Source organism: Mesorhizobium sp. L2C084A000, assembly GCF_000502875.1.
In the GTDB taxonomy this organism is placed as follows: Bacteria; Pseudomonadota; Alphaproteobacteria; order Rhizobiales; family Rhizobiaceae; genus Mesorhizobium.
Genome location: NZ_AYWX01000007.1, coordinates 174,600 through 197,231, shown reverse-complemented (window position 1 = coordinate 197,231; position 22,632 = coordinate 174,600). Strand labels below are relative to the sequence as shown.

21 protein-coding genes and 1 pseudogene are annotated in these 22,632 nt (G+C 63.4%); 13 read left to right on the top strand and 9 right to left on the bottom strand.

The features are described 5' to 3' along the window. Window positions 1-38: 38 nt before the first annotated feature. The gene (locus tag X735_RS149275; protein WP_023811666.1) at window positions 39-941 is read left to right on the top strand and encodes a phosphotransferase family protein; all 903 of its coding nucleotides are present in this window, start codon (window positions 39-41) and stop codon (window positions 939-941) included. A 5-nt stretch (window positions 942-946) separates the two neighbouring features. Here the strand turns inward: X735_RS149275 and X735_RS149280 are convergent, their stop codons facing one another. Next, complete coding sequence (locus X735_RS149280) at window positions 947-1,870, bottom strand: DMT family transporter (protein ID WP_023811665.1); 924 nt, start codon at window positions 1,868-1,870, stop codon at window positions 947-949. Between the two features lie 106 nt (window positions 1,871-1,976). Continuing rightward, window positions 1,977-3,257: an amidohydrolase family protein gene (locus X735_RS149285; protein WP_023811664.1), complete on the bottom strand. Its 1,281-nt coding sequence runs from the start codon at window positions 3,255-3,257 to the stop codon at window positions 1,977-1,979. Between the two features lie 169 nt (window positions 3,258-3,426). On the opposite strand from X735_RS149285, the gene X735_RS149290 reads away from it, so the two are divergent. Continuing rightward, window positions 3,427-5,181, top strand: a complete 1,755-nt coding sequence (locus X735_RS149290; RefSeq protein WP_023811663.1) for an ABC transporter ATP-binding protein — start codon at window positions 3,427-3,429, stop codon at window positions 5,179-5,181. Window positions 5,182-5,339: 158 nt separating this feature from the next. Here X735_RS149290 and ilvD read toward each other — a convergent pair whose 3' ends face one another. Further along, on the bottom strand, window positions 5,340-7,184 hold the full coding sequence (gene ilvD / locus X735_RS149295; protein ID WP_023811662.1) for a dihydroxy-acid dehydratase: 1,845 nt from the start codon (window positions 7,182-7,184) through the stop codon (window positions 5,340-5,342). 197 nt (window positions 7,185-7,381) lie between these two features. Here ilvD and X735_RS149300 point away from each other — a divergent pair, with 197 nt between their 5' ends. The 3 genes from X735_RS149300 to X735_RS149310 all read left to right on the top strand — a co-directional run bounded on the left by X735_RS149300 (window position 7,382) and on the right by X735_RS149310 (window position 8,829). Continuing rightward, the gene (locus X735_RS149300; RefSeq protein WP_023811661.1) at window positions 7,382-7,726 is read left to right on the top strand and encodes a metalloregulator ArsR/SmtB family transcription factor; all 345 of its coding nucleotides are present in this window, start codon (window positions 7,382-7,384) and stop codon (window positions 7,724-7,726) included. Window positions 7,727-7,797: 71 nt separating this feature from the next. Further along, window positions 7,798-8,325, top strand: coding sequence for an SRPBCC family protein (locus tag X735_RS149305; RefSeq protein ID WP_245273228.1), 528 nt, complete (start codon window positions 7,798-7,800; stop codon window positions 8,323-8,325). A gap of 33 nt (window positions 8,326-8,358) precedes the next feature. Next, window positions 8,359-8,829 carry a VOC family protein gene (locus X735_RS149310; protein WP_023811659.1) on the top strand — a complete coding sequence of 157 codons (471 nt, stop codon included), beginning with the start codon at window positions 8,359-8,361 and terminating at the stop codon, window positions 8,827-8,829. An 83-nt stretch (window positions 8,830-8,912) separates the two neighbouring features. Here the strand turns inward: X735_RS149310 and X735_RS149315 are convergent, their stop codons facing one another. Further along, window positions 8,913-10,505, bottom strand: coding sequence for a peptide chain release factor 3 (locus tag X735_RS149315; RefSeq protein ID WP_023811658.1), 1,593 nt, complete (start codon window positions 10,503-10,505; stop codon window positions 8,913-8,915). 236 nt (window positions 10,506-10,741) lie between these two features. On the opposite strand from X735_RS149315, the pseudogene X735_RS149320 reads away from it, so the two are divergent. Continuing rightward, window positions 10,742-11,904, top strand: a pseudogene (locus X735_RS149320) (FAD-binding oxidoreductase). On the opposite strand, the gene X735_RS149325 reads toward X735_RS149320, so the two are convergent. The 3 genes from X735_RS149325 to X735_RS149335 all read right to left on the bottom strand — a co-directional run bounded on the left by X735_RS149325 (window position 11,898) and on the right by X735_RS149335 (window position 14,663). After that, window positions 11,898-13,271 carry an amidase gene (locus X735_RS149325; RefSeq protein WP_023811656.1) on the bottom strand — a complete coding sequence of 458 codons (1,374 nt, stop codon included), beginning with the start codon at window positions 13,269-13,271 and terminating at the stop codon, window positions 11,898-11,900. The pseudogene X735_RS149320 and the gene X735_RS149325 overlap by 7 nt on opposite strands. Before the next feature lie 327 nt (window positions 13,272-13,598). Then, the gene (locus X735_RS149330) at window positions 13,599-14,399 is read right to left on the bottom strand and encodes a class II glutamine amidotransferase (RefSeq protein WP_023811655.1); all 801 of its coding nucleotides are present in this window, start codon (window positions 14,397-14,399) and stop codon (window positions 13,599-13,601) included. A gap of 15 nt (window positions 14,400-14,414) precedes the next feature. Beyond that, window positions 14,415-14,663 carry a DUF6356 family protein gene (locus X735_RS149335; RefSeq protein WP_023811654.1) on the bottom strand — a complete coding sequence of 83 codons (249 nt, stop codon included), beginning with the start codon at window positions 14,661-14,663 and terminating at the stop codon, window positions 14,415-14,417. 114 nt (window positions 14,664-14,777) lie between these two features. Between X735_RS149335 and X735_RS149340 the strand changes: the two genes are divergently transcribed. The 6 genes from X735_RS149340 (at window position 14,778) to X735_RS149365 (ending at window position 19,305) form a co-directional block, all read left to right on the top strand. Next, the gene (locus tag X735_RS149340; protein ID WP_023811653.1) at window positions 14,778-15,248 is read left to right on the top strand and encodes an Lrp/AsnC family transcriptional regulator; all 471 of its coding nucleotides are present in this window, start codon (window positions 14,778-14,780) and stop codon (window positions 15,246-15,248) included. Window positions 15,249-15,334: 86 nt separating this feature from the next. Then, window positions 15,335-15,820: a dUTP diphosphatase gene (gene dut, locus X735_RS149345; protein WP_023811652.1), complete on the top strand. Its 486-nt coding sequence runs from the start codon at window positions 15,335-15,337 to the stop codon at window positions 15,818-15,820. Then, entirely contained in the window at window positions 15,820-16,482 is a 663-nt protein-coding gene (locus tag X735_RS149350) for an HAD family phosphatase (RefSeq protein ID WP_023811651.1), read from the top strand. The genes dut and X735_RS149350 overlap by 1 nt, the downstream gene beginning before the upstream one ends. Before the next feature lie 72 nt (window positions 16,483-16,554). Further along, window positions 16,555-17,409, top strand: coding sequence for a hypothetical protein (locus X735_RS149355; RefSeq protein ID WP_023811650.1), 855 nt, complete (start codon window positions 16,555-16,557; stop codon window positions 17,407-17,409). Between the two features lie 80 nt (window positions 17,410-17,489). After that, window positions 17,490-18,293, top strand: coding sequence for an oxaloacetate decarboxylase (locus X735_RS149360; RefSeq protein WP_023811649.1), 804 nt, complete (start codon window positions 17,490-17,492; stop codon window positions 18,291-18,293). Between the two features lie 13 nt (window positions 18,294-18,306). Continuing rightward, a complete protein-coding gene (locus tag X735_RS149365; RefSeq protein WP_023811648.1) occupies window positions 18,307-19,305 on the top strand; it encodes a proline racemase family protein in 999 nt (332 codons plus the stop codon). Window positions 19,306-19,314: 9 nt separating this feature from the next. Here X735_RS149365 and X735_RS149370 read toward each other — a convergent pair whose 3' ends face one another. After that, window positions 19,315-20,025, bottom strand: a complete 711-nt coding sequence (locus tag X735_RS149370; protein WP_023811647.1) for a sulfate transporter family protein — start codon at window positions 20,023-20,025, stop codon at window positions 19,315-19,317. Between the two features lie 168 nt (window positions 20,026-20,193). Beyond that, on the bottom strand, window positions 20,194-21,126 hold the full coding sequence (locus tag X735_RS149375; RefSeq protein WP_031213409.1) for an EamA family transporter: 933 nt from the start codon (window positions 21,124-21,126) through the stop codon (window positions 20,194-20,196). Between the two features lie 229 nt (window positions 21,127-21,355). On the opposite strand from X735_RS149375, the gene X735_RS149380 reads away from it, so the two are divergent. Further along, window positions 21,356-22,348 carry an adenosine kinase gene (locus tag X735_RS149380; RefSeq protein ID WP_023811645.1) on the top strand — a complete coding sequence of 331 codons (993 nt, stop codon included), beginning with the start codon at window positions 21,356-21,358 and terminating at the stop codon, window positions 22,346-22,348. The last annotated feature ends 284 nt before the right edge of the window (window positions 22,349-22,632 follow it).

Here is a 22,632-nt window from a genome sequence, read left to right as displayed (position 1 = left end):
ACCGTCGCTGCGACAAATAACGGCGTGGGGGCGCAGGCATGGTGACTGACGAGGCGCGTGCGGCACTGGACGCCATTCCCATGCTGGCCGGCTACAGCGGGCCGCTGGAACGGCTGGGCGGCCTCACCAACCTCGTCTTCAAGGCCGGCGACTTCTGCCTGCGCATTCCCGGCAAGGGCACCGAGGAATACATCAACCGGGCCAACGAAGCAGTGGCTGCACGCGAAGCGGCAAAGGCAGGGGTCAGTCCCGAGGTGCTGCATGTCGACCCCGGCACCGGGGTGATGGTGACACGCTACATCGCCGGCGCCGAAACGATGTCGCCGGAGAAATTCCGGACACGTCCGGGCAGTCCGGCCCGCGCCGGCGAGGCCTTTCGCAAGCTGCACGATTCAGGCGCGGTGTTTCCCTTCCGCTTCGAATTGTTCGCGATGATCGACGATTACCTCAAGGTGCTGTCCACCAAGGAGGTCGCCCTGCCCGCCGGTTATCATGACGTGGTGCGCGACGCCGAGAGCGTGCGCTCGGCGCTGGCCGCCTATCCGCTGCCGCTCGTTGCCTGCCACTGCGATCCGCTGTGCGAGAACTTTCTCGATACCGGCGAGCGGATGTGGATCGTCGACTGGGAGTATTCGGGCATGAATGACCCACTCTGGGACCTTGGCGACCTCAGCGTGGAAGGCAAATTCGACACGGGGCAGGATGAGGAGATGATGCGCGCCTATTTCGGCGGCGAGGCCAAGCCGGCGGAGCGCGGCCGCATCGTCATCTACAAGGCGATGTGCGACCTGTTGTGGACGCTGTGGGGGCTGATCCAGCTCGCCAACAACAATCCGGTCGATGATTTTCGCGCCTATGCCGACGGTCGGTTCGCGCGCTGCAAGGCGCTGATGGAGACGACGGAGTTTTCACGGCACCTGGCGGCGATACGTCAGGGCTGAGCCTACTAATTCACGCCCTTCGGCACGTTTTCGGGCGGCACCGCAGTCTCGACCACTTTCTGGCGGTGGAAGATGAACAGGCCGGCCAGAACGACGATGCCCGAGCCGATCAGTATGCGCGGGCCTGGCACGTCGCCGAAGAATGCCAGTCCGAACACCACCGCCCACAGCAGCAGCGTGTAGTGCAGCGGCGCCAATGTCGAAGCCGGCGCCAGCTTGAGCGCCCTGGTGATCATCAGATGCGCGCCGCAGGAGACGATGCCGAGCAGCAGCATGGCGCCGAGATCGAGCGCCGACGGCGTCTGCCAGGCGCCGATGGTCAGCACACCCCCGACCAGCAGCGTGCCGATAGTCTGCCATGTCACCAGATTGGTGTCGCTGGTGCCGCGCAGCCGGCGGTTGAGGATGATGGCGAAGGCGAAGGAGATGCTGCCCACCAGCGCAAAGCCCGACGACAGCGAGAACGCCGCCGAGGACGGTTTCAGCATGATCAAAACGCCGCAGAAGCCGAGCAGGATCGCCATCCAGCGGCGCCAACCGACCTTTTCGCCAAGCAAGAGGTGCGAGAGCGCCGCAACGTAGATCGGCCCGGCCATGTAGAAACTCATGACATCGGCAAGCGGCAGATAGACCACGGCGGCATAAAAGAGCGCGGTGTCGAGCGTGGTCATGACAACGCGCAGCAGCTGCAGCTCCAAGCGCTCCATGCGAAACAGCTTGGCCGTGCCTTGATGGGCAATCATCGGGCCAAGCACGAAAAAGGCGCCGATGGAGCGGATCAGCACCACCTGACCGACGGAGAAGCTGGCGACCAGCCACTTGCCCATGGCGTCGTTCAGCGCAAACAGGAAGTCGCCGGCCAGCATCAGCAGAATGCCGGCCAGAAGCACATTCCTGATCGTCGAATTCTGCGCCACGGGCTGCGTCATGCCGATCCCGATTCCTCCCTAGTAAGCCGCGTCGTAGACGGAAGCGGCGGCTTTGACGAGGAGAATTCGGGCAATGGGTAAGACCAGCGCCAGGAATCGGCTGTATCTAGCTGGATATGTGCCGCCGGTTCACCATTCCCGGCCTTCCGTCGATGGACAGCCTGGTTTCCTGCTTCGTCCGCTCCGCCACCACCTTGCCCCTGGCGATGACGCACAGGCGCTCGGCGCGCAAGCGCAGGGCTTCGACCGGATTGCCGGCATCGAGGACGACAAGGCTGGCGCGCTTGCCGACCGCCAGGCCGAGATGATCGAGGCCCATGATCGCGGCATTGACGTTGGTGACCATGTCGAAGCAGCGCGCCATCTCGGCCGGGCTCGACATCTGAGCAACGTGCAGACCCATGAAGGCGACATCGAGCATGTCGGCGGTGCCAAGCGAATACCAGGGATCGAGCACGCAATCCTGGCCCCAGCCGACGCGAATGCCGAGCGCCAGCATCTCCTTGACCCGAGTCAGGCCGCGGCGCTTCGGGAAGGTGTCGTGGCGGCCCTGCAGCATGATGTTGATCAGCGGATTGGGAATGACCGAGACGCCGGCCTCGGCGATCAGCGGCAGCAGCTTCGAGACGTAGTAATTGTCCATCGAATGCATCGATGTGAGATGCGAGCCGGCCACCCTGTTTTGCAGACCAAGGCGCTGCGTCTCATAGGCAAGCTGTTCGATGTGACGCGACAGCGGGTCGTCGGTCTCGTCGCAATGCAGGTCGACCATCAGGCCGCGCCTGGCCGCGATCTCGCACAGCTCCGTTACCGAGCGCGTGCCGTCGGCCATGGTGCGCTCGAAATGCGGGATGCCGCCGACAATGTCGACGCCCATGTCGAGCGCGCGAATGGTGTTTTCACGCGCAGATGGAGCGCGATAAAACCCGTCCTGCGGGAAAGCGACCAGTTGCAGGTCGATATAGGGAGCGACCGTCTTCTTGACCTCGAGCAGCGCCTCGACCGCCAGCAGCCTGTCATCGCAGACATCGACATGGGTGCGGATGGCGAGCAGGCCCATCGACACCGCCCAGTCGCAATAGGCCAATGCGCGATCACGCACCGCCTCATGCGTCAAAAGCGGCTTCAACTCGCCCCATAGCGAAATGCCTTCGAGCAGCGTACCCGACGCGTTGATGCGTGGAATGCCGTATGAGAGCGTCGCGTCCATGTGGAAATGCGGATCGACGAAGGGCGGCGAGACCAGATTGCCGCGGGCGTCGACCTCGGTTCGCGCGGAACCCTGCATAATGGGCTCGATCGCCGCGATCGTCTCGCCGCTGATGCCTATGTCGGCAACCCTGCCATCAGGCAGCGTGCCGCCGCGAACGATAAGGTCGAAATCCATCTGTCGTCATCCCGTCAAAAGAATCATCTGATATAGCCGAGGCTGAAAATCGCATCCCGTCGATGCCGCTTGCAACAGCGGTTTGTCCGCGGCGGCCGCGGATGGTTCCATCCGGCCGCAACTCCCTCTATAAGCCGCCTTCGTTGTCCCGGTTTCAAGGATCCGCCGTTTGTTTCGTTTCTTCCGCTCGACGGAAAACCAGCGCCTCGTTGCGAGGTTGATCCGGGAATCCTTTTATCAGCACAGGTTTGGCTACGGCGCCGCGATCTTGTCGATGCTTGTGGTGGCCGCCACGACCGGCGCCAGCGCCTGGATTCTCAAAGAGATCACCGACGAATTCGTGGTCTTCAAGCGGATTGACCGCGTCAACCTGATTGCGGCGGGGGTCGCCACGATCTTCATTCTCAAGGGTCTCGCCAACTTCATCCAGGCTTATTTCATGAGCCGGGTCGGCAACGCCATCATCGCCGATCGCCAGCGCAAGATCTACGATCGAATCCTGGCGCAAGGCATCGAATTCTACCATTCGACCTCCTCGTCCGACCTGATCACACGCATGACCAACAATGCGCAGGCGGCGCGCAACGTGCTCGACCTCGTTGTCACGTCCTATGTGCGCGACCTGTTGTCGCTGGTTGTGCTGGTAGGAGTCATGGTCTGGCAGCAGCCAGCCTTGTCTATAATCTGCTTCGTCGTCGGCCCCTTGGCTATCTACGGGGTCAACCGCATCCTCAAACGTGTTCGCAAGTTCGCCGCGATGGAGTTTCGCTCGGTCGGCCAGATCGTGCAGGTGATGCAGGAAACGGCAATCGGCGTCCGCGTCGTCAAATCCTTCAACCTCGAAGGCGCAATGCGCAACCGCATGTACAAGGCTGTGTCGGACGTCGAGAACCGGGCCAACAACATCGCGACGCTGGAGGCTGCGACAAGCCCGGTGATGGAGACGCTGGCCGGGCTGGCAATTGCCGGGGCCATCTTCGTCAGCGGCTTCCTGGTCTTGCAGGGCGGCCAGATGCCGGGAAACATCATGGCCTTCATCGGGGCGCTGCTGTTTGCCTATGAGCCGGCAAAGCGCCTTGCGCGCGTGCGCATATCGCTGGAAAGCGGTATTGTCGGCGTGCGCATGATGTTCGAGCTCGCCGACCAGCCGCTGACTCTGGTGGAGAAGCCCGACGCGAAGCCGCTTCTGGCCGGACCGGGCGAGATCCGGTTCGACGCCGTCGACTTCGCTTATCAGAACGGGCCGCCGGTGCTGGACAGATTCGATCTGACGCTTGCGCCCGGCAAGATGACGGCGCTGGTCGGGCCTTCCGGCGGCGGCAAGTCGACGATTCTAAACCTGATCATGCGCATGTACGACCCGAAGAGCGGCAAGGTGCTGTTCGACGGCCAGGACATTTCCCATGCGACGCTGGCGTCGCTGCGGGAAAAGATCGCCTATGTCAGCCAGGATACGTTCCTGTTTGCCGGCACCATCATGCACAACATCCGGCTTGGGCGCGAGGGTGCGACCGACCAAGAGGTGATCGCCGCCGCCAAGGCGGCCAACGCCCATGACTTCATCAGCGCGCAGGCGAAAGGCTACGAGACGGATGTCGGCGAGAATGGCGGCCTGCTATCGGGCGGCCAACGCCAACGGATCTCGATAGCACGCGCCATGCTGCGCAATGCCGAGATCCTGCTTCTGGACGAAGCGACCAGCGCGCTCGACGCCGAATCTGAAGCGCTGTTCCGAGACGCGCTGCAGCAATTGACGGAAGGCCGCACGACGGTCGTTATCGCGCACCGTCTGTCAACCGTGCACCAGGCAGACACGATCGTGGTGCTCGAAGCCGGCAAGGTGGTGGAAAGCGGCCCGCACAAGACCTTGCTCAAGCAGGGCGGGCTTTACCAGAAGCTTTATGAGTATCAGTTGATGCCGTGATGGTGTTCCGGATGTTGGAGCCAGCCCCCTTATCCGGCCCTTCGGGCCACCTTCTCCCCGAGGGGAGAAGAGATCGTCAGCGCCGGCGCCAGCCTCTTCTCCCCTGCGGGGAGAAGGTGGCCGCGTAGCGGCCGGATGAGGGGGCCTGGGCGCGAACCTTATTCCGGCACAAACCTGACCGCGCCCTTGGCCGCGCTGGTCGCCATCGCGGCATAGGCGCGTAAGGCGGTCGTCACCTTGCGCTTGCGCTTTTCCTCGGGCTTCCAGGCCAGGGCGCCCCTGGCCTCCATAGCAGCACGGCGCGCTGCCAGTTCGGCATCGTCGACAGCCAGGCGGATGCTGCGGTTGGGGATGTCGATCTCGATCGTATCGCCCTCCTGCACGAGCCCGATCAGCCCGCCTTCGGCGGCTTCCGGCGATGCGTGGCCGATCGACAGGCCCGAGGTGCCGCCGGAGAAGCGGCCGTCGGTGACCAGAGCGCAGGCCTTGCCGAGCCCTTTCGACTTCAGATAGCTGGTTGGATAAAGCATTTCCTGCATGCCTGGGCCGCCGCGCGGCCCTTCATAGCGGATGACGACCACATCGCCGGCCTTGATCTCGTTCGACAGGATCGCCTTGACGCTGGAATCCTGGCTTTCGAACACGCGGGCCGGGCCGGTGAACTTCAGGATCGATTCATCGACGCCGGCCGTCTTCACGATGCAGCCGTCGAGCGCCAGATTGCCTTTCAGCACGGCGAGGCCGCCATCCTTGGAAAAGGGATGTTCGGTCGAGCGGATGACGCCTTTCTCGCGGTCGAGATCGAGTTCGTCCCAGCGGCGGTCCTGGCTGAAAGCGACCTGTGTCGGCACGCCACCAGGGGCGGCGAGGAAGAAATCGCGCACACTCTGGCTGGTCGTGCGAGAAATATCCCAATGGTCGAGCGCTTCGCCCAGCGTTCGCGTGTGCACCGTCGGCAGGTCGCGGTTGAGCAGGCCGGCATTGTCGAGCTGGCCGAGGATGGCCATGATGCCGCCGGCGCGGTGGACGTCTTCCATGTGCACGTCGGACTTGGCTGGAGCAACCTTGCACAGCACCGGCACCTTGCGCGACAGCGCGTCGATGTCGTCCTGATCGAAATCAATCTCGCCCTCATGCGCGGCAGCCAGGATGTGCAGCACGGTGTTGGTCGAGCCGCCCATGGCGATGTCGAGCGTCATAGCGTTCTCGAAGGCGCCCTTCGAGGCGATGTTGCGCGGCAGCGCGGTTTCGTCGTCCTGCTCGTAATAGCGCTGAGCGAGATCGACGATCAAGTGGCCGGCCTCGACGAACAGCCGCTTGCGGTCGGCGTGGGTAGCCAGCGTCGAGCCATTGCCCGGCAACGAAAGGCCCAGCGCCTCGGTCAAGCAATTCATCGAATTGGCGGTGAACATGCCCGAGCAGGAGCCGCAGGTCGGGCAGGCCGAGCGCTCGATGACCTTGACGTCCTCGTCGGAAATTCGGTCGTCGGCGGCCGCGACCATGGCATCGACCAGGTCGAGCGCCTGCGTCTTGCCGGCCAGAACCACCTTGCCGGCTTCCATCGGACCGCCGGAAACGAAGACGGTCGGGATGTTGAGGCGCAACGAGGCCATCAGCATGCCGGGCGTGATCTTGTCGCAATTGGAGATGCAGACCATGGCGTCGGCACAGTGAGCGTTGACCATGTACTCGACCGAGTCGGCGATCAATTCGCGCGACGGCAGCGAATAGAGCATGCCGTCATGGCCCATGGCGATGCCGTCGTCGACGGCGATGGTGTTGAATTCCTTGGCGACGCCGCCGGCCTTCTCGATCTCGCGCGCGACCAACTGGCCGAGATCCTTGAGATGGACATGGCCCGGCACGAACTGGGTGAAGGAGTTGACCACCGCGATGATCGGCTTGCCGAAATCCGAGTCCTTCATGCCGGTGGCGCGCCAGAGGCCGCGAGCGCCGGCCATGTTGCGGCCATGGGTGGTGGTGCGGGAGCGATAGGCAGGCATGTTTTTTCCTTGGTGGCTGGCCACAGCCAGGCATGGCGCGGCGGAGCTGAATTCGGACCGCAGGCGTTATAGACGCGCAAGCCCGGTCTGGCCACAATTTTGCAATGCGCCAGAACGCAAGGCGCAACTTGGTTGACGAGGATCATTCATCTGTATATAGCCAAATGGGTATATACCTTATTGGCTATGGATGACAGATGAACCAGCTGGACGCTATCTTTGCCGCGCTCGCCGATCCAACACGGCGCGCCATCCTTGCGCGGCTCATCCAGGGCGAAGCTTCGGTCATGGAGCTCGCCGAACCCTTCGCGATGAGCCAACCGTCTATTTCCAAGCATCTCAAGGTGCTGGAAAACGCTGGGCTGATCTCTCGTGGCCGCGACGCGCAGCGCCGGCCATGCCGGCTGGAAGCCGAGCCGCTAGCCGAGGCCAATGACTGGCTGGAGCGTTATCGCAAAATCTGGGAAGGCAATTTCCAGCGCCTCGACGCCCTGTTGGGCGCCATGCAAGCCGAAAAAGCTCCCGGCGAGGCAGACCAATAGCCGGAAAAATCGGGACCTGTGTCGGATCGCCGGCCGGCCGGCCGTCCTTGGACAACATAAGGAGGATCATCGTGAGCACCACAATTCTTCCCGGCTCAACCGTCGCCACCTTGACAGTGACCACGCCCAGCGACCGTGAGATCCAGATCACCCGCCTCTTCGCGGCGCCACGGCCGATGGTCTTCGACTGCTGGACGGTGCCGGAGCTGCTGAAGGGCTGGCTGCACGGCCCGGACGGCTGGCGTCTGACGGTCTGCGAGATCGACCTCAGAGTCGGCGGCGCGACGCGTTATGTCTGGCAGCACCGCGACGGTCGCAGTATGGGTATGAGCGGCGCCTATCGCGAAATCGTACGGCCGAGCCGGATCGTCGCAACCGAACTGTTCGACGAGGACTGGACCGGTGGCGAAACGATCGGAACGGTGACCTTTACCGATCAGACCGGCAAAACCCTTTTAACGCAGACGGTGCTCTACGCTTCGCAAACAGCCCGTGACGGCGCTCTCGGCACCGGCATGACCAGCGGCATGGCCAACAGCTACGCCCAGCTCGACGCCTATCTTTTTTCACTCCAGGACGCCGCTAAGGGCGCCGCCTGACCCTTCCCCAAAGAAATGCCAAGGAGACAGACAATGCAAAAGATCACCACCTCCCTGTGGTTCGACGGCCAGGCCGAAGAGGCCATGAACCACTACGTATCGATCTTCAAGAATTCCAAGGTGTTGAGCGTCACGCGCTGGCCACAGGGCCACGCCCAGGAAGGCAAGGTGTTGGTGGCCTCATTCGAACTCGACGGCGTGCAGTTCCAGGCGCTCAATGGCGGCCCCCAATACAAATTCACAGAGGCCATGTCGCTGTCGATCGACTGCAAGACGCAGGCTGAAGTCGACCATTTCTGGAGCAAACTCACCGAAGGCGGTGGCGAACCCGGCCGTTGCAGCTGGCTGAAGGACAGATTCGGCGTTTCCTGGCAGGTCGTGCCGGAGCAATTGCCCAGGCTGCTCGGGGATGCGGACCGGGCGAAGGCCGGCCGGGTGATGTCGGCGATGATGCAGATGGGCAAGATCGACATCGCCAAGATCGAAGAAGCGGCCAAAGGCTGAGCGAAACCTTCAACGCTGGCGCCGCCCTCATCCGCCCTTCGGGCATCTTCTCCCCGTAAACGGGGAGAAGGAAAAAGCGCGACTTACGCCGCCTTGTCGCGGACCTGATAATCCTTGATCGTGGCAAACTTGATCGCCTTCCAGCGTTCCGCTTCGTAGTTCAGCGAAAAGGCGTGCTGGGCCAGGAACACCGGATCGTTGTCGAGGTCGCGGGCGATGTCGCCGCGATGCGCCTCGATGAAGCGCAGGACCTCGGCCTTGTCGTCGGCCGAGATCCAGCGGCAGACCGAAAACCGCGACATCTCGAATTCGACCGGCAGCGTGTATTCGAAGTTCAGCCGCTCCTTCAACACGTCGAGCTGCAGGGCGCCGACGACGCCGACGATGGCAGGCGAGCCGTCCTCCGGCGAAAACAGCTGCACGACGCCCTCTTCGGCCATCTGGTGCAGCGCTTCCTTGAGTTTTTTCGCTTTCATCGCGTCGCCGAGGCGAACGCGGCGCAGGATTTCCGGTGCGAAATTCGGCACGCCGCGGAACAGGATTTCCTCGCCCTCGGTCAGCGTATCGCCAATACGCAGCGTGCCGTGGTTGGGAATGCCGACGACATCGCCGGCGAACGCCTCGTCGGCGGTGACGCGGGTGCGGGCAAAGAAGAATTGCGGCGCCGACAGCGACATAGGCTTTCCCGTACGCACCAGCTTGGCCTTCATGCCGCGCTCGAGCTTGCCCGAACAGACGCGGACGAAGGCAATGCGGTCGCGGTGGTTGGGATCCATGTTGGCCTGGATCTTGAAGACGAAGGACGTCATCTTCTCCTCGGTTGCCTCGACCTTGCGGGTGTCGGCCTCCTGCGCGCGCGGCGGCGGTCCAAAAGCGCCAAGCGCCTCGATCAGGTCGCGCACGCCATAATTGCGCAGCGCCGAGCCGAAATAGACCGGCGTCAGATGGCCCTCTCGGAAGGCTTCTATATCAAGGGGTCTGCACGCTTCCCGCGCGAGCTCCAGTTCCTCGATGAAGGCTTCGCGTTCGTTTTCTGGCAAAAGGCCAGCAACGCGGTTGGAATCGGGACCATTAACCGGCGTGCGTTCTTTCTCCGCGTCGCCCCTGCGCACGGCATTCAGCGCCAGATGATAGGTGCCGGCAAAATTCTTGCCGCGGCCGATCGGCCAGGTGACGGGGGCAGTATCCAGCGCCAGCTTCTGCTCGATCTCGTCCAAAATCTCGAACGGATCGCGGCTTTCGCGGTCCATCTTGTTGATGAAGGTGATGATCGGAATGTCGCGCAGCCGGCAGACTTCGAACAGCTTCAGTGTGCGCGGCTCGATGCCCTTGGCGGCATCGATGACCATGACCGCCGAGTCGACCGCCGACAGCGTGCGGTAGGTGTCGTCGGCGAAATCCTCGTGGCCGGGCGTGTCGAGCAGGTTGAAGACATTGTCTTCATACTCGAAGGTCATCACCGAGGTGACGACCGAGATGCCGCGCTCACGCTCGATCTTCATCCAGTCGGAGCGGGTCTGGATCTTGTCCTTCTTGGCTTTGACCTCGCCGGCAAGCTGGATAGCGCCGCCGAACAGCAGCAGCTTTTCGGTGAGCGTCGTCTTGCCGGCGTCCGGGTGCGCGATGATCGCGAAGGTGCGGCGGCGCGCCACTTCTTCTTCTATTGCTTCGGGCATTCTCTGGGATTTCCGTGTGACAGGCCGGGCTTCTAGCAGCGCAGTGCCGGGCTGTCGACCGGTCCGGCGGCTCGGAAGCTGCTGATCGCCGCCTCACCGTCAGAGCATACAGCTCAGCCGTGCTGTGGCTCCGGCCAGTGCATTGCCGCATATTTTGCGCTGCGCAATGTTGGCAAGCGGCTGCCGGGATGGCACTGGACGAACATCCCTCCGGATGGCGAGGCAGAGGAGCAAGCATGACTGCGGCGAAACAAGTGATCGTCATCGGCGCCGGCATCATCGGCGCCTCCATCGCCTGGCATCTGAGCAAGGCGGGAGCACAGGTCACGGTCATTTCCGACAGCCCCGTCGGTGGAATCGCCACCCCAAACTCGTTTGCCTGGATCAATGCCAGCTGGGGCAATCCGGAGCCCTATTTCCGGCTGCGCACCCGCGCGATGGCCGAATGGTCGCGGCTGGCGCAGGACCTACCCGGCCTGCCGCTCAGCTGGTGCGGTGGCCTGTGCTGGGATCTGTCGGCCACCGACATGGAAATCTACGCCACGGAGCATTCCGCCTGGGGCTACGGCATCGAACGCGTCGACCGCGCCGGTGCCGCGCGCATCGAGCCCAATCTCGCCGAGCTTCCCGACTTTGCCCTGCATGTGGCTGAGGAAGGTGTCGCAGAGCCCGTGGCCGCCGCCCATGCCCTATTGGCAGACGCGAAGCGACATGGCGCGAAGACCATCTCCAGCACGGTGACGGCCCTGGTCCAGACCGGCGGCAGGATCACCGGTGTCGACACTTCGCACGGATTGATTGCATCAGACGAGGTGGTGGTCGCGGCCGGCGTCGGCTCGCCGGAGATCGCCGCGACCGCCGGGATCAACCTGCCGATCGAAACGCCGCCCGGCCTGATCGTCCACTCACGGCCTTACAAAAAGCTGCTCAACGGTCTGGTTCTGGCCGAGCGGCTGCACATGCGCCAGACGGCGGAAGGCCGCATCATCGCCGGCTCGGATTTTGGCGGCGCCGATCCGGGTATGAATGCCGAAGCCACCGCCCACGCGCTGTTTGCGGCCATGAAGGCCATGCTGCGCGACAGCGACGGGTTGGAACTCGATTTCCACACGGTCGGCTACCGGCCGACGCCGATCGACGGCTTTCCGATCATCGGCCGCGCGGTGGGCATGGACGGTGTCTATGTCGCGGTCATGCATTCCGGCATCACGCTGGCGCCGGCCGTCGGCCTGTTCGCCACAAGGGAAATCCTCGACGGCGAGCGCGNGTCTATGTCGCGGTCATGCATTCCGGCATCACGCTGGCGCCGGCCGTCGGCCTGTTCGCCACAAGGGAAATCCTCGACGGCGAGCGCGACCCCTTACTTGCCCCTTATGGATTGTCGCGCTTCGCTCAATAGGCGGGCGGACGGCGAAAGCCGCCGGTGAGTGGTTCGATTGCCTTGGCGATGCCGAGCAGCCGTGACTCCGACCAGCGTTTGCCGACCAGTTGCAGGCCGATCGGCAGGCCGGTGCTGTCCAGTCCGCACGGCATGGAAAGCGCTGGATGGCCGCTGTAGTTGAACACGGCGCCATAGGCCGGCAGCATCCAGTAGCTCTGCTCCTTGCCGTCGACCTTGATCGGCGTGCCCGGCTCGCAATGCGGGAAGGCGGTGGTCATGGCGACCGGGCAGATCAACGCGTCGTAGGCCTCGAAAAACCGGTCCCAGGCGAGAATGGATTTGTCGCGGCGGGCGAGTGCCTCGAACCAGCGCGAGACCGGTGTCGGTTCCTCCGGCGGCTCAGGCTGAGCGGCCTCCAGCATCATGCCGATCAGCGCGCCGCCCTGCTCCAGATCGTCATGCAGGTCGAGTTTCGGCAGTTTTGCTTCTTCGACGACCGCTCCTGCGGATTGTAACTGCCTTGCGAGACTTTCGACCGCGGCGCTGACGTCGCCCGCCACTGGAAACCCGGGAAAGAACGGCGCGAAGGCAATGCGCAATGTCTTGAGGTCGAGGCTTGGCATATCCTCGACCGGCACCGGCGCAAGATCGGTGTCGCTTCCATTAGGACCGGCAATGATTTGATAGATCAGCGCCAAATCTTCCACACTGCGCGCCAGCGGCCCAAGGCAGGACATCAGCCGCACGCTGCGCGCAGTACCGCCGGGATCGGGAAAGACGCCGGCCAGCGAGACGCGGTGCTCCGTCGGCTTCAGGCCATAGACACCGCAGAAACTGGCCGGCAGCCGGATTGAGTCCTGCATGTCGGTGCCGACATCGAACGGCGTCATCCCCGAGCAAAGTGCAGCCGCCGCGCCGCCGCTGGAACCGCCCGCCGTGCGCTGGAGATTCCAGGGATTGCTGGTGCGACCAAACAGCGGATTGTTCGACTGCCAGTCCGAAAGCATGGTCGCGACATTGGTCTTGGCCATCAGCACGCCGCCAGCCGCACGCAAGCGGGCGACGACCGGACTGTCCTGTTTGGCGACATAGTCGGCAAAGGGCGGAAAGCCGACCGTGGTCTTCATGCCGGATGTATCGTGCATGTCCTTCAGCGTGAACGGTACGCCGTGCAGCGGGCCGAGGGCCTCGCCGCGCGCCTGGGCCGCGTCGGCCTTCTTGGCGCACTCGCGAGCCCCTTCCCTGTCGAGCGAGATGACGGCGTTGACCGCATCGTTGTGCGCATCGATCTGCGCCAGATGCGCGTCGAGTGCCTCGACGGCGGAGATCTTCCGCGCGGCGATGGCAGTGGCCAGCTCGATGGTTGAGGAAAAGACGAGGTCCATTGACAATGCTCCGGCTTGGCCGCGTTCGCCTGATCGGATGGCGGACAGCGGCGCTGCTTCAAATGGAGTTGAGCATTCGAGGATTGTCTGCGTTTGATCGAAATTGTGCAGACTGGACTGTCCAAGTCTGCACTCTACGGCGCCCCCTCTGTCCTGCCGGACATCTCCCCCCACAGGTGGGGAGATTGGATGTCACGACAGCTTTCGCCAATCTCGGACGTTGCAAGGAATAGCGCGGCAGTCGCAGGTGCCAATCTCCCCCCGTGTGGGGGAGATGTCCGGCAGGACAGAGGGGGGCTGTCCCGCGGCGTTGCCGCACTTTTGCAACTAGACGGCCAGTGCCAGCCTGGCCGATGCGGGTGCGAAAGGGCGAATGACCATGCCATCGCCAGTGATCGTCACAAAACTCGACGGCGGGATCGCCTGCCAGTCGCCGCCCTCGCGGTCGAAGGGCTCGGAAACGATGCAGCGGCCGCCGCCCTTGCGCAGGACAGACGTGTAGAGCGTCGGTGCGTGAGCGTCGGTGGCGTAGCGCACCGCATGCAGCGCCTGCCCGTCGGAGAAGGCGGCGGTGAGTTTCAGCGCCGGTTCGAGGCCGGCGCGGCGCGAGGCTTCGAGCACGCGGCTGGTGGCGCGGGAGACGGCGCCTTGCGGATCGCCGGTCAATCCCTCGTCGATCATCAGCAGGAAAAACAATTCGGAATCGGTGGTGCCTTCGCGCTGGTCGAAGACAGCGTCGGACAGCGAATTCTCCAGCGCGCGGCGGATTTTTTCGAAGCCGCCGATCTGGCCGTTGTGCATGAACGACCAAGAGCTGGAGATGAACGGATGGCAATTCATGCGGCTGGTGGCGCCGCCGGTGGACGCCCGCACATGGGCGAGGAACAGGCCGGATTTGATCTGCCGGCACAGGCTCTTCAGATTGGGATCCGACCATGCCGGCAGGATGTCTCGGTAGAGACCCGGCTCCGGGCGGTCGCCATACCAGGCAAGGCCAAAACCGTCACCATTGGTCGGCGATTTCGCTTCCTGGGCGCAATGGCTCTGGGCGATCAGCGAGTGACAGGGCGCGGTGAGCATGTCTTCGAGAAAGACTGCTTCACCGAGATAGGCCGCCCACCGGCACATCGCTTCTGTCGCCCTCTAGGCGCGATCCATAAGAGCCGCAGGCTCCTTGATCGCGTGTGTGCCTCTGTTGTGCGTCCGCTCGTAAAGCTCACGAACGATTCGGCTGGCGGTAGTCTCAAACAGAAATGGCAAGAAAGCGTGAACGAGCGCGGCGCCAGCCGCCATCAGCAGCCGCGACGAGAACCAGCCGGCAAAGGCCATATGAGTGAAATAGGTTTCGCCGACCTTGGCCGGATGAGAGGTGAAAATCCTTGCGACCGACATGCTGGTCCCCTTCAGCGCTTGAAGTTCCTGATATGAGTATCCTGACACGCTTCGCCGGTTCATCGGTCTCAAAATATCCTTGTATTTGACCCGTTGATGGGACAAACATCCCACATGGCGTTGGAAATCGACGAAATCGACCGGAAATTGCTTGCCGAATTGCAACGCGACGGCACGCTGTCGGTCGACCAGCTGTCGGAACGGGTGGCGCTGTCGCGCAATGCCTGCTGGCGCCGGGTGAAGCGGCTGGAGGAGGATGGCGTCATCACCGGCCGCGTGGCGCTGGTCGATGCCGAAAAGCTCGGACTTGGCCTTTCCGTCTTCATCCTGATCCGCACGTCCAACCACGACCCGGAGTGGCTGCAGAAATTCCGCGCGGCAGTGACCGGCTTTCCCGAGATCACCGGCGTCTACCGCATGTCGGGCGACCTCGACTATGTCTTGCGCGCCCGCGTCGCCGACGTGAAGGCCTATGACCGGCTCTACCAGCGGCTGATCGCCAAGGTGGCGCTGTCGGATGTGTCCGCGTCCTTCGTGATGGAGGAGATCAAGGAGACCACCGTCGTTCCGATGGAACTGCGCTGAGGTCACAGTGCCGCCCAAAAGAAAGCCGTTGATAGAATTACAGTCGAGTTGACCGAATCGCCGTTCGCGCCGATAGGATCGATTTTATGCGCGCAGCCCTTCAAACTCCCTCCGTCATCGGTCCGACCGTCGGCTTCGTCAGGTTGCCGCATGCTGAAGGACTTCCCCTCCCCGCCTATGAAAGCATCGGTGCCGCCGGCATGGATTTGCGCGCCGCGGTGCCCGACGACCGGCCGCTGCTGATCCTGCCCGGAAAACGCGCTTTGGTGCCGACCGGGCTGATCCTGGAGATTCCCGAGGGCATGGAAGGTCAGGTGCGGCCACGCTCCGGACTTGCTTTCAAGCACGGCCTGACCGTGCTCAACACGCCCGGCACCATCGACAGCGATTATCGCGGCGAGGTGAAGGTGCTGCTGATCAATCTCGGCGACGAGGATTTCGCGGTGACGCGCGGCATGCGCATCGCCCAGATCGTCTTCGCGGCGGTGACGCAGGCGGCCGTGGAAGAGCGCACTTTGGCCGGCGGCACGGCGCGTGGCTCGGGCGGGTTCGGATCGACCGGCACCGCCTGATGTCTGAACTGCCTAAACTTGTCATCTTCGACTGCGACGGCATCCTGGTCGATACAGAGAATTTGGCCAATCGGCGTCTCGCCGAATGGCTGACCGCTGCCGGCTATCCGACAAGCTTCGAATATTGCCGCAAGAATTTCTCCGGCCGCAGCATGGCGTCGGTGCAGAAAGAGATCGAAGCAGAGACCAGCGTCAGGCTCGGCGTCGATTTCGTCGATCGCTGGAACGCCGGCCTGCCGGATCTGTTTGCCCACGGCGTCGAAGCGATCCCCTACGTCCGCGAGTTCGTCGAAGCCGTGCGTTCAGCCGGTATCGCCTATTGCGTCGCCACTTCGGCCCGAGTGTCGAAGATGCACATCACGCTTGGCCAGACCGGGCTGTTGCCGCTGTTCGAACGCGCGATGTTTTCCTCGACCATGGTCAGCCGTGGCAAGCCGTTCCCGGACCTGTTCCTGCATGCGGCCAAGACCATGGGCTTCGCGCCCGCCGACTGCATCGTCATCGAGGACAGCGTCGCCGGCACGCAGGCCGGGATCGCCGCCGGCATGCGGGTGTTTTCCTATCATGCCGATCCCTATTCCGACCGCGCTGGCCTGATCCAGGCCGGCGGCATCCTGTTCGACGACATGCGCGAGCTGGCCGGGCTGGTGCCGATCCACTAAGCTGATCTTCAGCCCGCGGCTGTACGCCTCGATCGTCCGTGCTAGCTTGGCCCCGCCAATTCGAGGCCACGCATGAAACCCGCCCTGTTCCGCTTCTTCCTTACCTTGACGCTGCTGCCGTTTTTGTGGACTGCGGCCGGCGCGCAAGCCGTCGGCTTCCCGGAACTCGGCAGTGCTTTGCCCGGCCGCACGGATGCCACCTATCTCGACCTCGCGAGGATGGTCATTCCAGATCTCGCCGCGGACCAGGACGGCTTCTACAGGGGCGGGTTACCGATCGAGATGCGACATATCGAGCGACCGGATGGCGGCGGTTCGCCGCCCGAAACTTCGGGCTTTTCCAATGCCGCGGTGCTTGCGATCAAGGCCGGCGGCAAGGACCGGCTGGCCATGCTGTTCGACCTCGGTGACTCTCCCGACAGCGCCGAAGGCTATGCGGTGCTGGCGCTCTACGACGTCACGGCCAAGCCAAAATTGCTCGACGCCGTCAATGTCGCGCTCGACCGCGGCACCTACTTCCGCGAACCGGGCAAGCTTTCGGTCAGCGCCAACGATGACGTCCTGATCACCATGAGCGCGCATTTCAACTCGAGCCAGAACTATGTGATCACGCCGCTGATCATGGTCCGCGACGACAAATTCGAACTGATCGACATGATCTATACGTTCGACGAAAACCTGTGCGCCTACAGCCGCAAGCAGGATGTAGCTTTTCAGGCCATCGCGGAGGGGAAGTCCTATGCTGCCATCAAAGTGACGGTGACCGATGCCACGGTGCTCAACGGCGAAAGCTGCGACGACACTCCGCCCCGACCAGAGTCCCACGCGATTTCCGTCATCTATCACTGGGACAAGAAGACATCGCACTACATCAAGGATTCCGACACGCTGGACAAATTGGCAGGAGAGAACGCCAAACGCTTCTGAACCAACCGCATTCGTTTGCCCGGCCAAATGGGGCAGGATAAAATCCACTTAGCCACACCGCATATGATGGGGGTACTACCATGGACAAGGGCAAGATCTTCCGCGACCTGCATGCCTCGACCTTCGTCATGCCCAATCCCTGGGATATCGGCACGACGAAGCTGCTCGGCTCGTTCGGCTTCACGGCGCTGGCGACAACCAGCGCCGGCTTTGCCTTTTCGCGCGGCTTGCCGGACGGCGCGGTGACCTTCGACCAGATGATCCACCATTGCCGCGAGGTGTCGGGGGCGACCAGCCTGCCGGTCTCGGCCGACCTCGAGAAAGGCAAGGGCGACGGCGCCGAGCAGGCCGCCGAAACCATCTTCGCGGCCGAAGCGGCCGGTCTTGCCGGCTGCTCGATCGAAGACCACACCGGCGACCCCGACAAGCCAATCTATGATTTCGCGCACGCTGTCGAGCGCGTTGCGGCGGCGGTGGAGGCGGCGCGGGCGCTGAAGCGCGATTTCGTCTTCACGGCGCGGGCCGAGAATTTCCTGTGGGGCAAGTCCGACCTCGACGATACCATCAAGCGGCTGCAGGCGTTCGAGAAGGCCGGCGCCGACGTGCTCTATGCGCCAGGCATCGGCGACGTCGAGATGATCCGCACGCTCTGCTCGGCGGTCAGCAAGCCGGTCAATGTCATGGCAAAGCCTGGCTTCACCATCGCCGACCTCGCCATGGCCGGCGTCAAGCGCATCTCGCTCGGGCCGTGGCTGACCAATTTCGCCTATGGCATGCTGGAAACGGCGGCACGCGAGATCCAGCAGGACGGCACCTTCGGCTTCACCCGCGCCGCCATGCCGTTCGGCAAATTGCAGGCCCTCTTCGGCAAATCTTCGGATTAATGGGGCCCGTCGCATGACGCTGACCGTCGTCGATATGCATACCGGCGGCGAGCCGCTCAGGATCGTCACCGGCGGCTATCCGGATATCCCGAAGGGCACCATCCTGGAAAAGCGCGCCTATGTGCGCGACCACCTCGACCATTTGCGCAAGCTGCTGATCTTCGAGCCGCGCGGCCACTACGACATGTATGGCGCGCTGCTGGTGGAGCCCGACCTGCCCGGCGCCGACCTCGCCGTGCTGTTCATGCACAATGAGGGTTACTCGACGATGTGCGGCCACGCCATCGTCGCGCTCGGCCGCTACGCCGTAGATGAGGGATTGGTGGCGAAACAGGAACCAATCACGACAGTCAATATCGAGGCGCCGTGCGGGCTGGTCGTCGCCTCGGTCGAGGTCAGGGACGGCAAGGCCGGTGCGGTGTCGTTCGAAAGCGTGCCGGCCTTCCTGTTCGCCGGCGGGCAGACGATAGAGCTGGCGGGCCATGGCACGATCGGCTTCGACGTCGCCTATGGCGGCGCCTTCTACGCGCTGGCCGATTGTCACCAATTCGGGCTTGAATTCGGCAGAAGCCGGGTGCGCGATTTCGTCGATGCGGCAACCGCGCTGACGGACAGGCTCAAGGCCGAATTGCCGCTGTCGCATCCCGACCATGCCGACCTAGCCTTCCTCTATGGCACCATCCTGACCGATGGCCGCGATGCGTTTTCCAGCGAGGTGACTAAAAACATCTGCGTCTTCGCCGAGGCGGAGGTCGACCGCTCGCCGACCGGCTCCGGCGTCACCGCAAGGCTGGCGGCCATGCATGCCAAGGGCGAGATCGCGATCGGACAGACGCGCACATTCGAAAGCATTGCCGGCTCGCGTTTTTCGGGAGCCGTGGTGCGGACTGCAAAGGCTGGCCCGCACGAGGCGATCATCGCCCGCGTCGGCGGCCGCGCCTATTATAGTGGCAGGACTGAGTTTATCGTCGAAGCGGACGACGAGCTCGGACGCGGATTCCTGTTGCTCTGAAGAAAATGCTCAGTGGCGCGAGGAGCGAGCCACTTCCCGCACCGAGATCGCCTTGTGCAGATGCACCATCATGGCGGCGGCGAACAGCGGCGTCAGCAGGTTGAGCAACGGCACGGCGAGGAAAGCCGCGATGAGCAGCCCGGCGAGAAACACTGTGGCGGCATAGTGCCTGCGCAAGGCCCTGGCCTCTTCTTCCCTACGAAAGCGCATGGCGGCGAATTCGAAGAACTCGCGCCCGAGCAGATAGCCGTTGACGATGAAGAAGGCGGCTATGTTGACGCCCGGCACCAAGAGAAGCAGCAGCGCGACGATGTTGCCAAGAATGACGACGCCGAGGAATCGCGCCGACAGCACCAGCGAGCGCAGCGCCGGCATGGCGCGGCCGGTCGGATCGCCGGGATAGTCGGTGCGCTCGACCACTTCGGCGATATCGTCGAGGAACAGGCCGGCGACAACAGCCGTCACCGGCGCGATGAGCAACGCCATGCCGAAGGCAAGCGCTATTGCCGCGATGATGCCGCCCAGCCACCCGGCCCAGGACGGCATGCCGGGCAACAGCGTCTGCAGCCACGGCAGCGCCAGCCACTCGACGAGGCTGGTCAGGCCGAACCACAAGGCGACAAGCGCCAGCAGCGTCAGACCCAATGTCTTGAGGAACACGGCCCGAAAGGGAGGCGAGAGCAGCTCGAGGGCCGCAGTGCGGGCAGCGTCGAAAATCACCTTGTCACACCCCGGTTAGCGGACGCCGCCTAAAAGGCGGATGCTTCCGAGATAGGCAGCGCAGGCCATGAGCACAAGCGGGCTGGTTCTTTGCTTTGACGCAATTCCCAAGGGAAAGCGCTATCCGCTTTTCCCGGGAAAACCGCTCACACTTTTCCTGGAATTGCTCTACCGCGCAAACGCCGGCTTTCGAATCGGGATGGTCATGGCAGCGACCCCGGCCACGACGAACGCCATGCCCAGCCATGCCGTCGAGCCTAGGCTTTCGCCGAGGAAAAGGGCGCCGATGCCGACGCCGATCGGCACCCGCAGATAGGCCTGCGAGGTGGTGCCGACCGAACCCAGCGTGTGGATGAGGCGGAAATAGATGACGAAGGCCAGCGCCGTCGAAAACACCGACAGGCCGAGCAGGGCCAGGATAGATGCGGTCGAGGGCGCGAGCGTCCATGGCTGGTCGAACACAAGGCTGATGGGCACGAGTATGACGGCGCCGCACAGCATGGAACCGGCGGCAGGCAGCATTGGGTCGAGGCCCTTGAAACCACGGCCGAAAATGGCCGCACCCGCATAGCAGATTGTTGCCGCTACGATGGCCAACTGCGCCCACAACTCGTGACCGAGGCCACCCAGTGCCTGCGTGCCGATGATGAGGCAGATGCCGGCAATGCCGGCGCCGACGCCAATCAGCTTGCGCACCGTGACCGGCTCGTGGCGGGTGATGAGCGCTGTCAAGAGGAAGGTGAAGATCGGCGAGGTGGCATTCAGGATGGTGGCGAGGCCGGCATCGACCGAACGTTCCGCCGCCGCGATGAGGGTGAACGGGATGACGCTGTTGAGGCAGGCCTGGAAGGCGAAGCGGCGCCAGCTTGCCGCATCGCCCGGCATGGCGAGCCCGCGCCAGCGGAGGATGGCGAACAGGATACCACCGGCAATCAGGGTGCGGGCGGCAATGAAGGTGACCGGCGGGATGGTTTCGACGCCGATCTTGATGAAGGTGTAGGAGGCGCCCCAGAGCACCGCCAGCACGACGAGCAGCGCCAGGTCGGTGGTCATGTCGTTCTTTGCAGGCTCGTTCTTTGTCGAGATCTTCTTTGTAGACATGGGGCTGGCTCGCCTTCGAAACGGGATCGGCTGAACCAGGCTTGTAGGCGGTGCGGCGAAGAAATGCTTCGGCCACGGTCGAATTGTCATAGCGCCTCGCGGCTGAGGCGCCTTTTGCCTGTTCCGCCAAAGTTGCGTGTCTCGCCCTAGGCAAACCGGTTTCAAATCGCTAGACCCGCGCCGGGCCGGCGTGGCAAGAAGCCGGCTCGGGTTTTTGGCGGAGATTTTGATGCCGGATTATGACGTGCTTTGCATCGGCAATGCCATTGTCGACATCATCGCCCAGTGCGACGAGGAATTCCTCGAGACCAACGGCATCATCAAGGGCGCGATGAACCTCATCGACACAAAGCGCGCCGAACTGCTCTACAGCCGCATGGGGCCGGCGATCGAAGCCTCCGGCGGTAGCGCAGGCAACACGGCGGCCGGCGTCGCCAGTTTCGGCGGCCGCGCCGCCTTCTTCGGCAAGGTCTCCAACGATGCGCTGGGCGAAATCTATGCCCACGACATCCATGCGCAGGGCGTCGCCTTCGACACCAGGCCGCTCAAGGGCGAGCCGCCGACGGCGCGCTCGATGATCTTCGTCACCCCCGACGGCGAGCGCTCGATGAACACCTATCTCGGCGCCTGCGTCGAGCTTGGACCGGAGGACGTCGAGGCCGACAAGGCCTCCGGCGCCAAGGTCACCTATTTCGAAGGCTATCTGTGGGACCCGCCGCGCGCCAAGGAAGCAATCCGCCAGACGGCGAGGCTGGCGCACGCGGCAGGTCGCGAAGTGTCGATGACGCTGTCGGATTCGTTCTGCGTCGACCGCTACCGCGACGAATTCCTCGACCTGATGCGTTCGGGCACGGTCGACATCGTATTTGCCAACAGCCACGAGATCAAGTCGCTCTACCAGACGTCGTCGTTCGACGAGGCGCTGGCGCAAATCCGCAAGGATTGCAGGATCGCCGCCGTCACCCGCTCGGAAAAAGGCTCGGTCATCGTGCGCGGCGACGAGACCGTGGTCATCAAGGCGACCGCCATCAAGGAACTGGTCGACACGACAGGCGCCGGCGATCTCTATGCCGCCGGCTTCCTGCATGGTTACACGCAAGGCCGCGACCTGCAGACCTGCGGCGACCTTGGCTCACTGGCGGCCGGACTGGTGATCCAGCAGATCGGCCCCAGGCCGCGGCAGAATTTGCGTCGCGAGGCCGAGCAGGCGGGGTTACTGTAACCCTAAAGCCCGGCGCTTGTGCCGTAGGCGGCCGGTCGCGCCGCTGCCCTTCGCAGGCTCAGGGCGTTCGAAGCTCGAAAAGCCAAGCAATTGGCTTTTCGTCCGCTGCGCGGACCGCTTCTCACCGTCGCGCGGCTGTCATACATCGCACCTACACGCAATCTGGGCGTCCCGCGACTGACATTTCGGTGCGCCCTCAGTCAGTTGGGGTGTCAAGAAATGCTGGACAGCATGCTGTCGGGCGGCCGGATTCGTTGCCGCCGCGATTTCCGTTTTCCGCACTA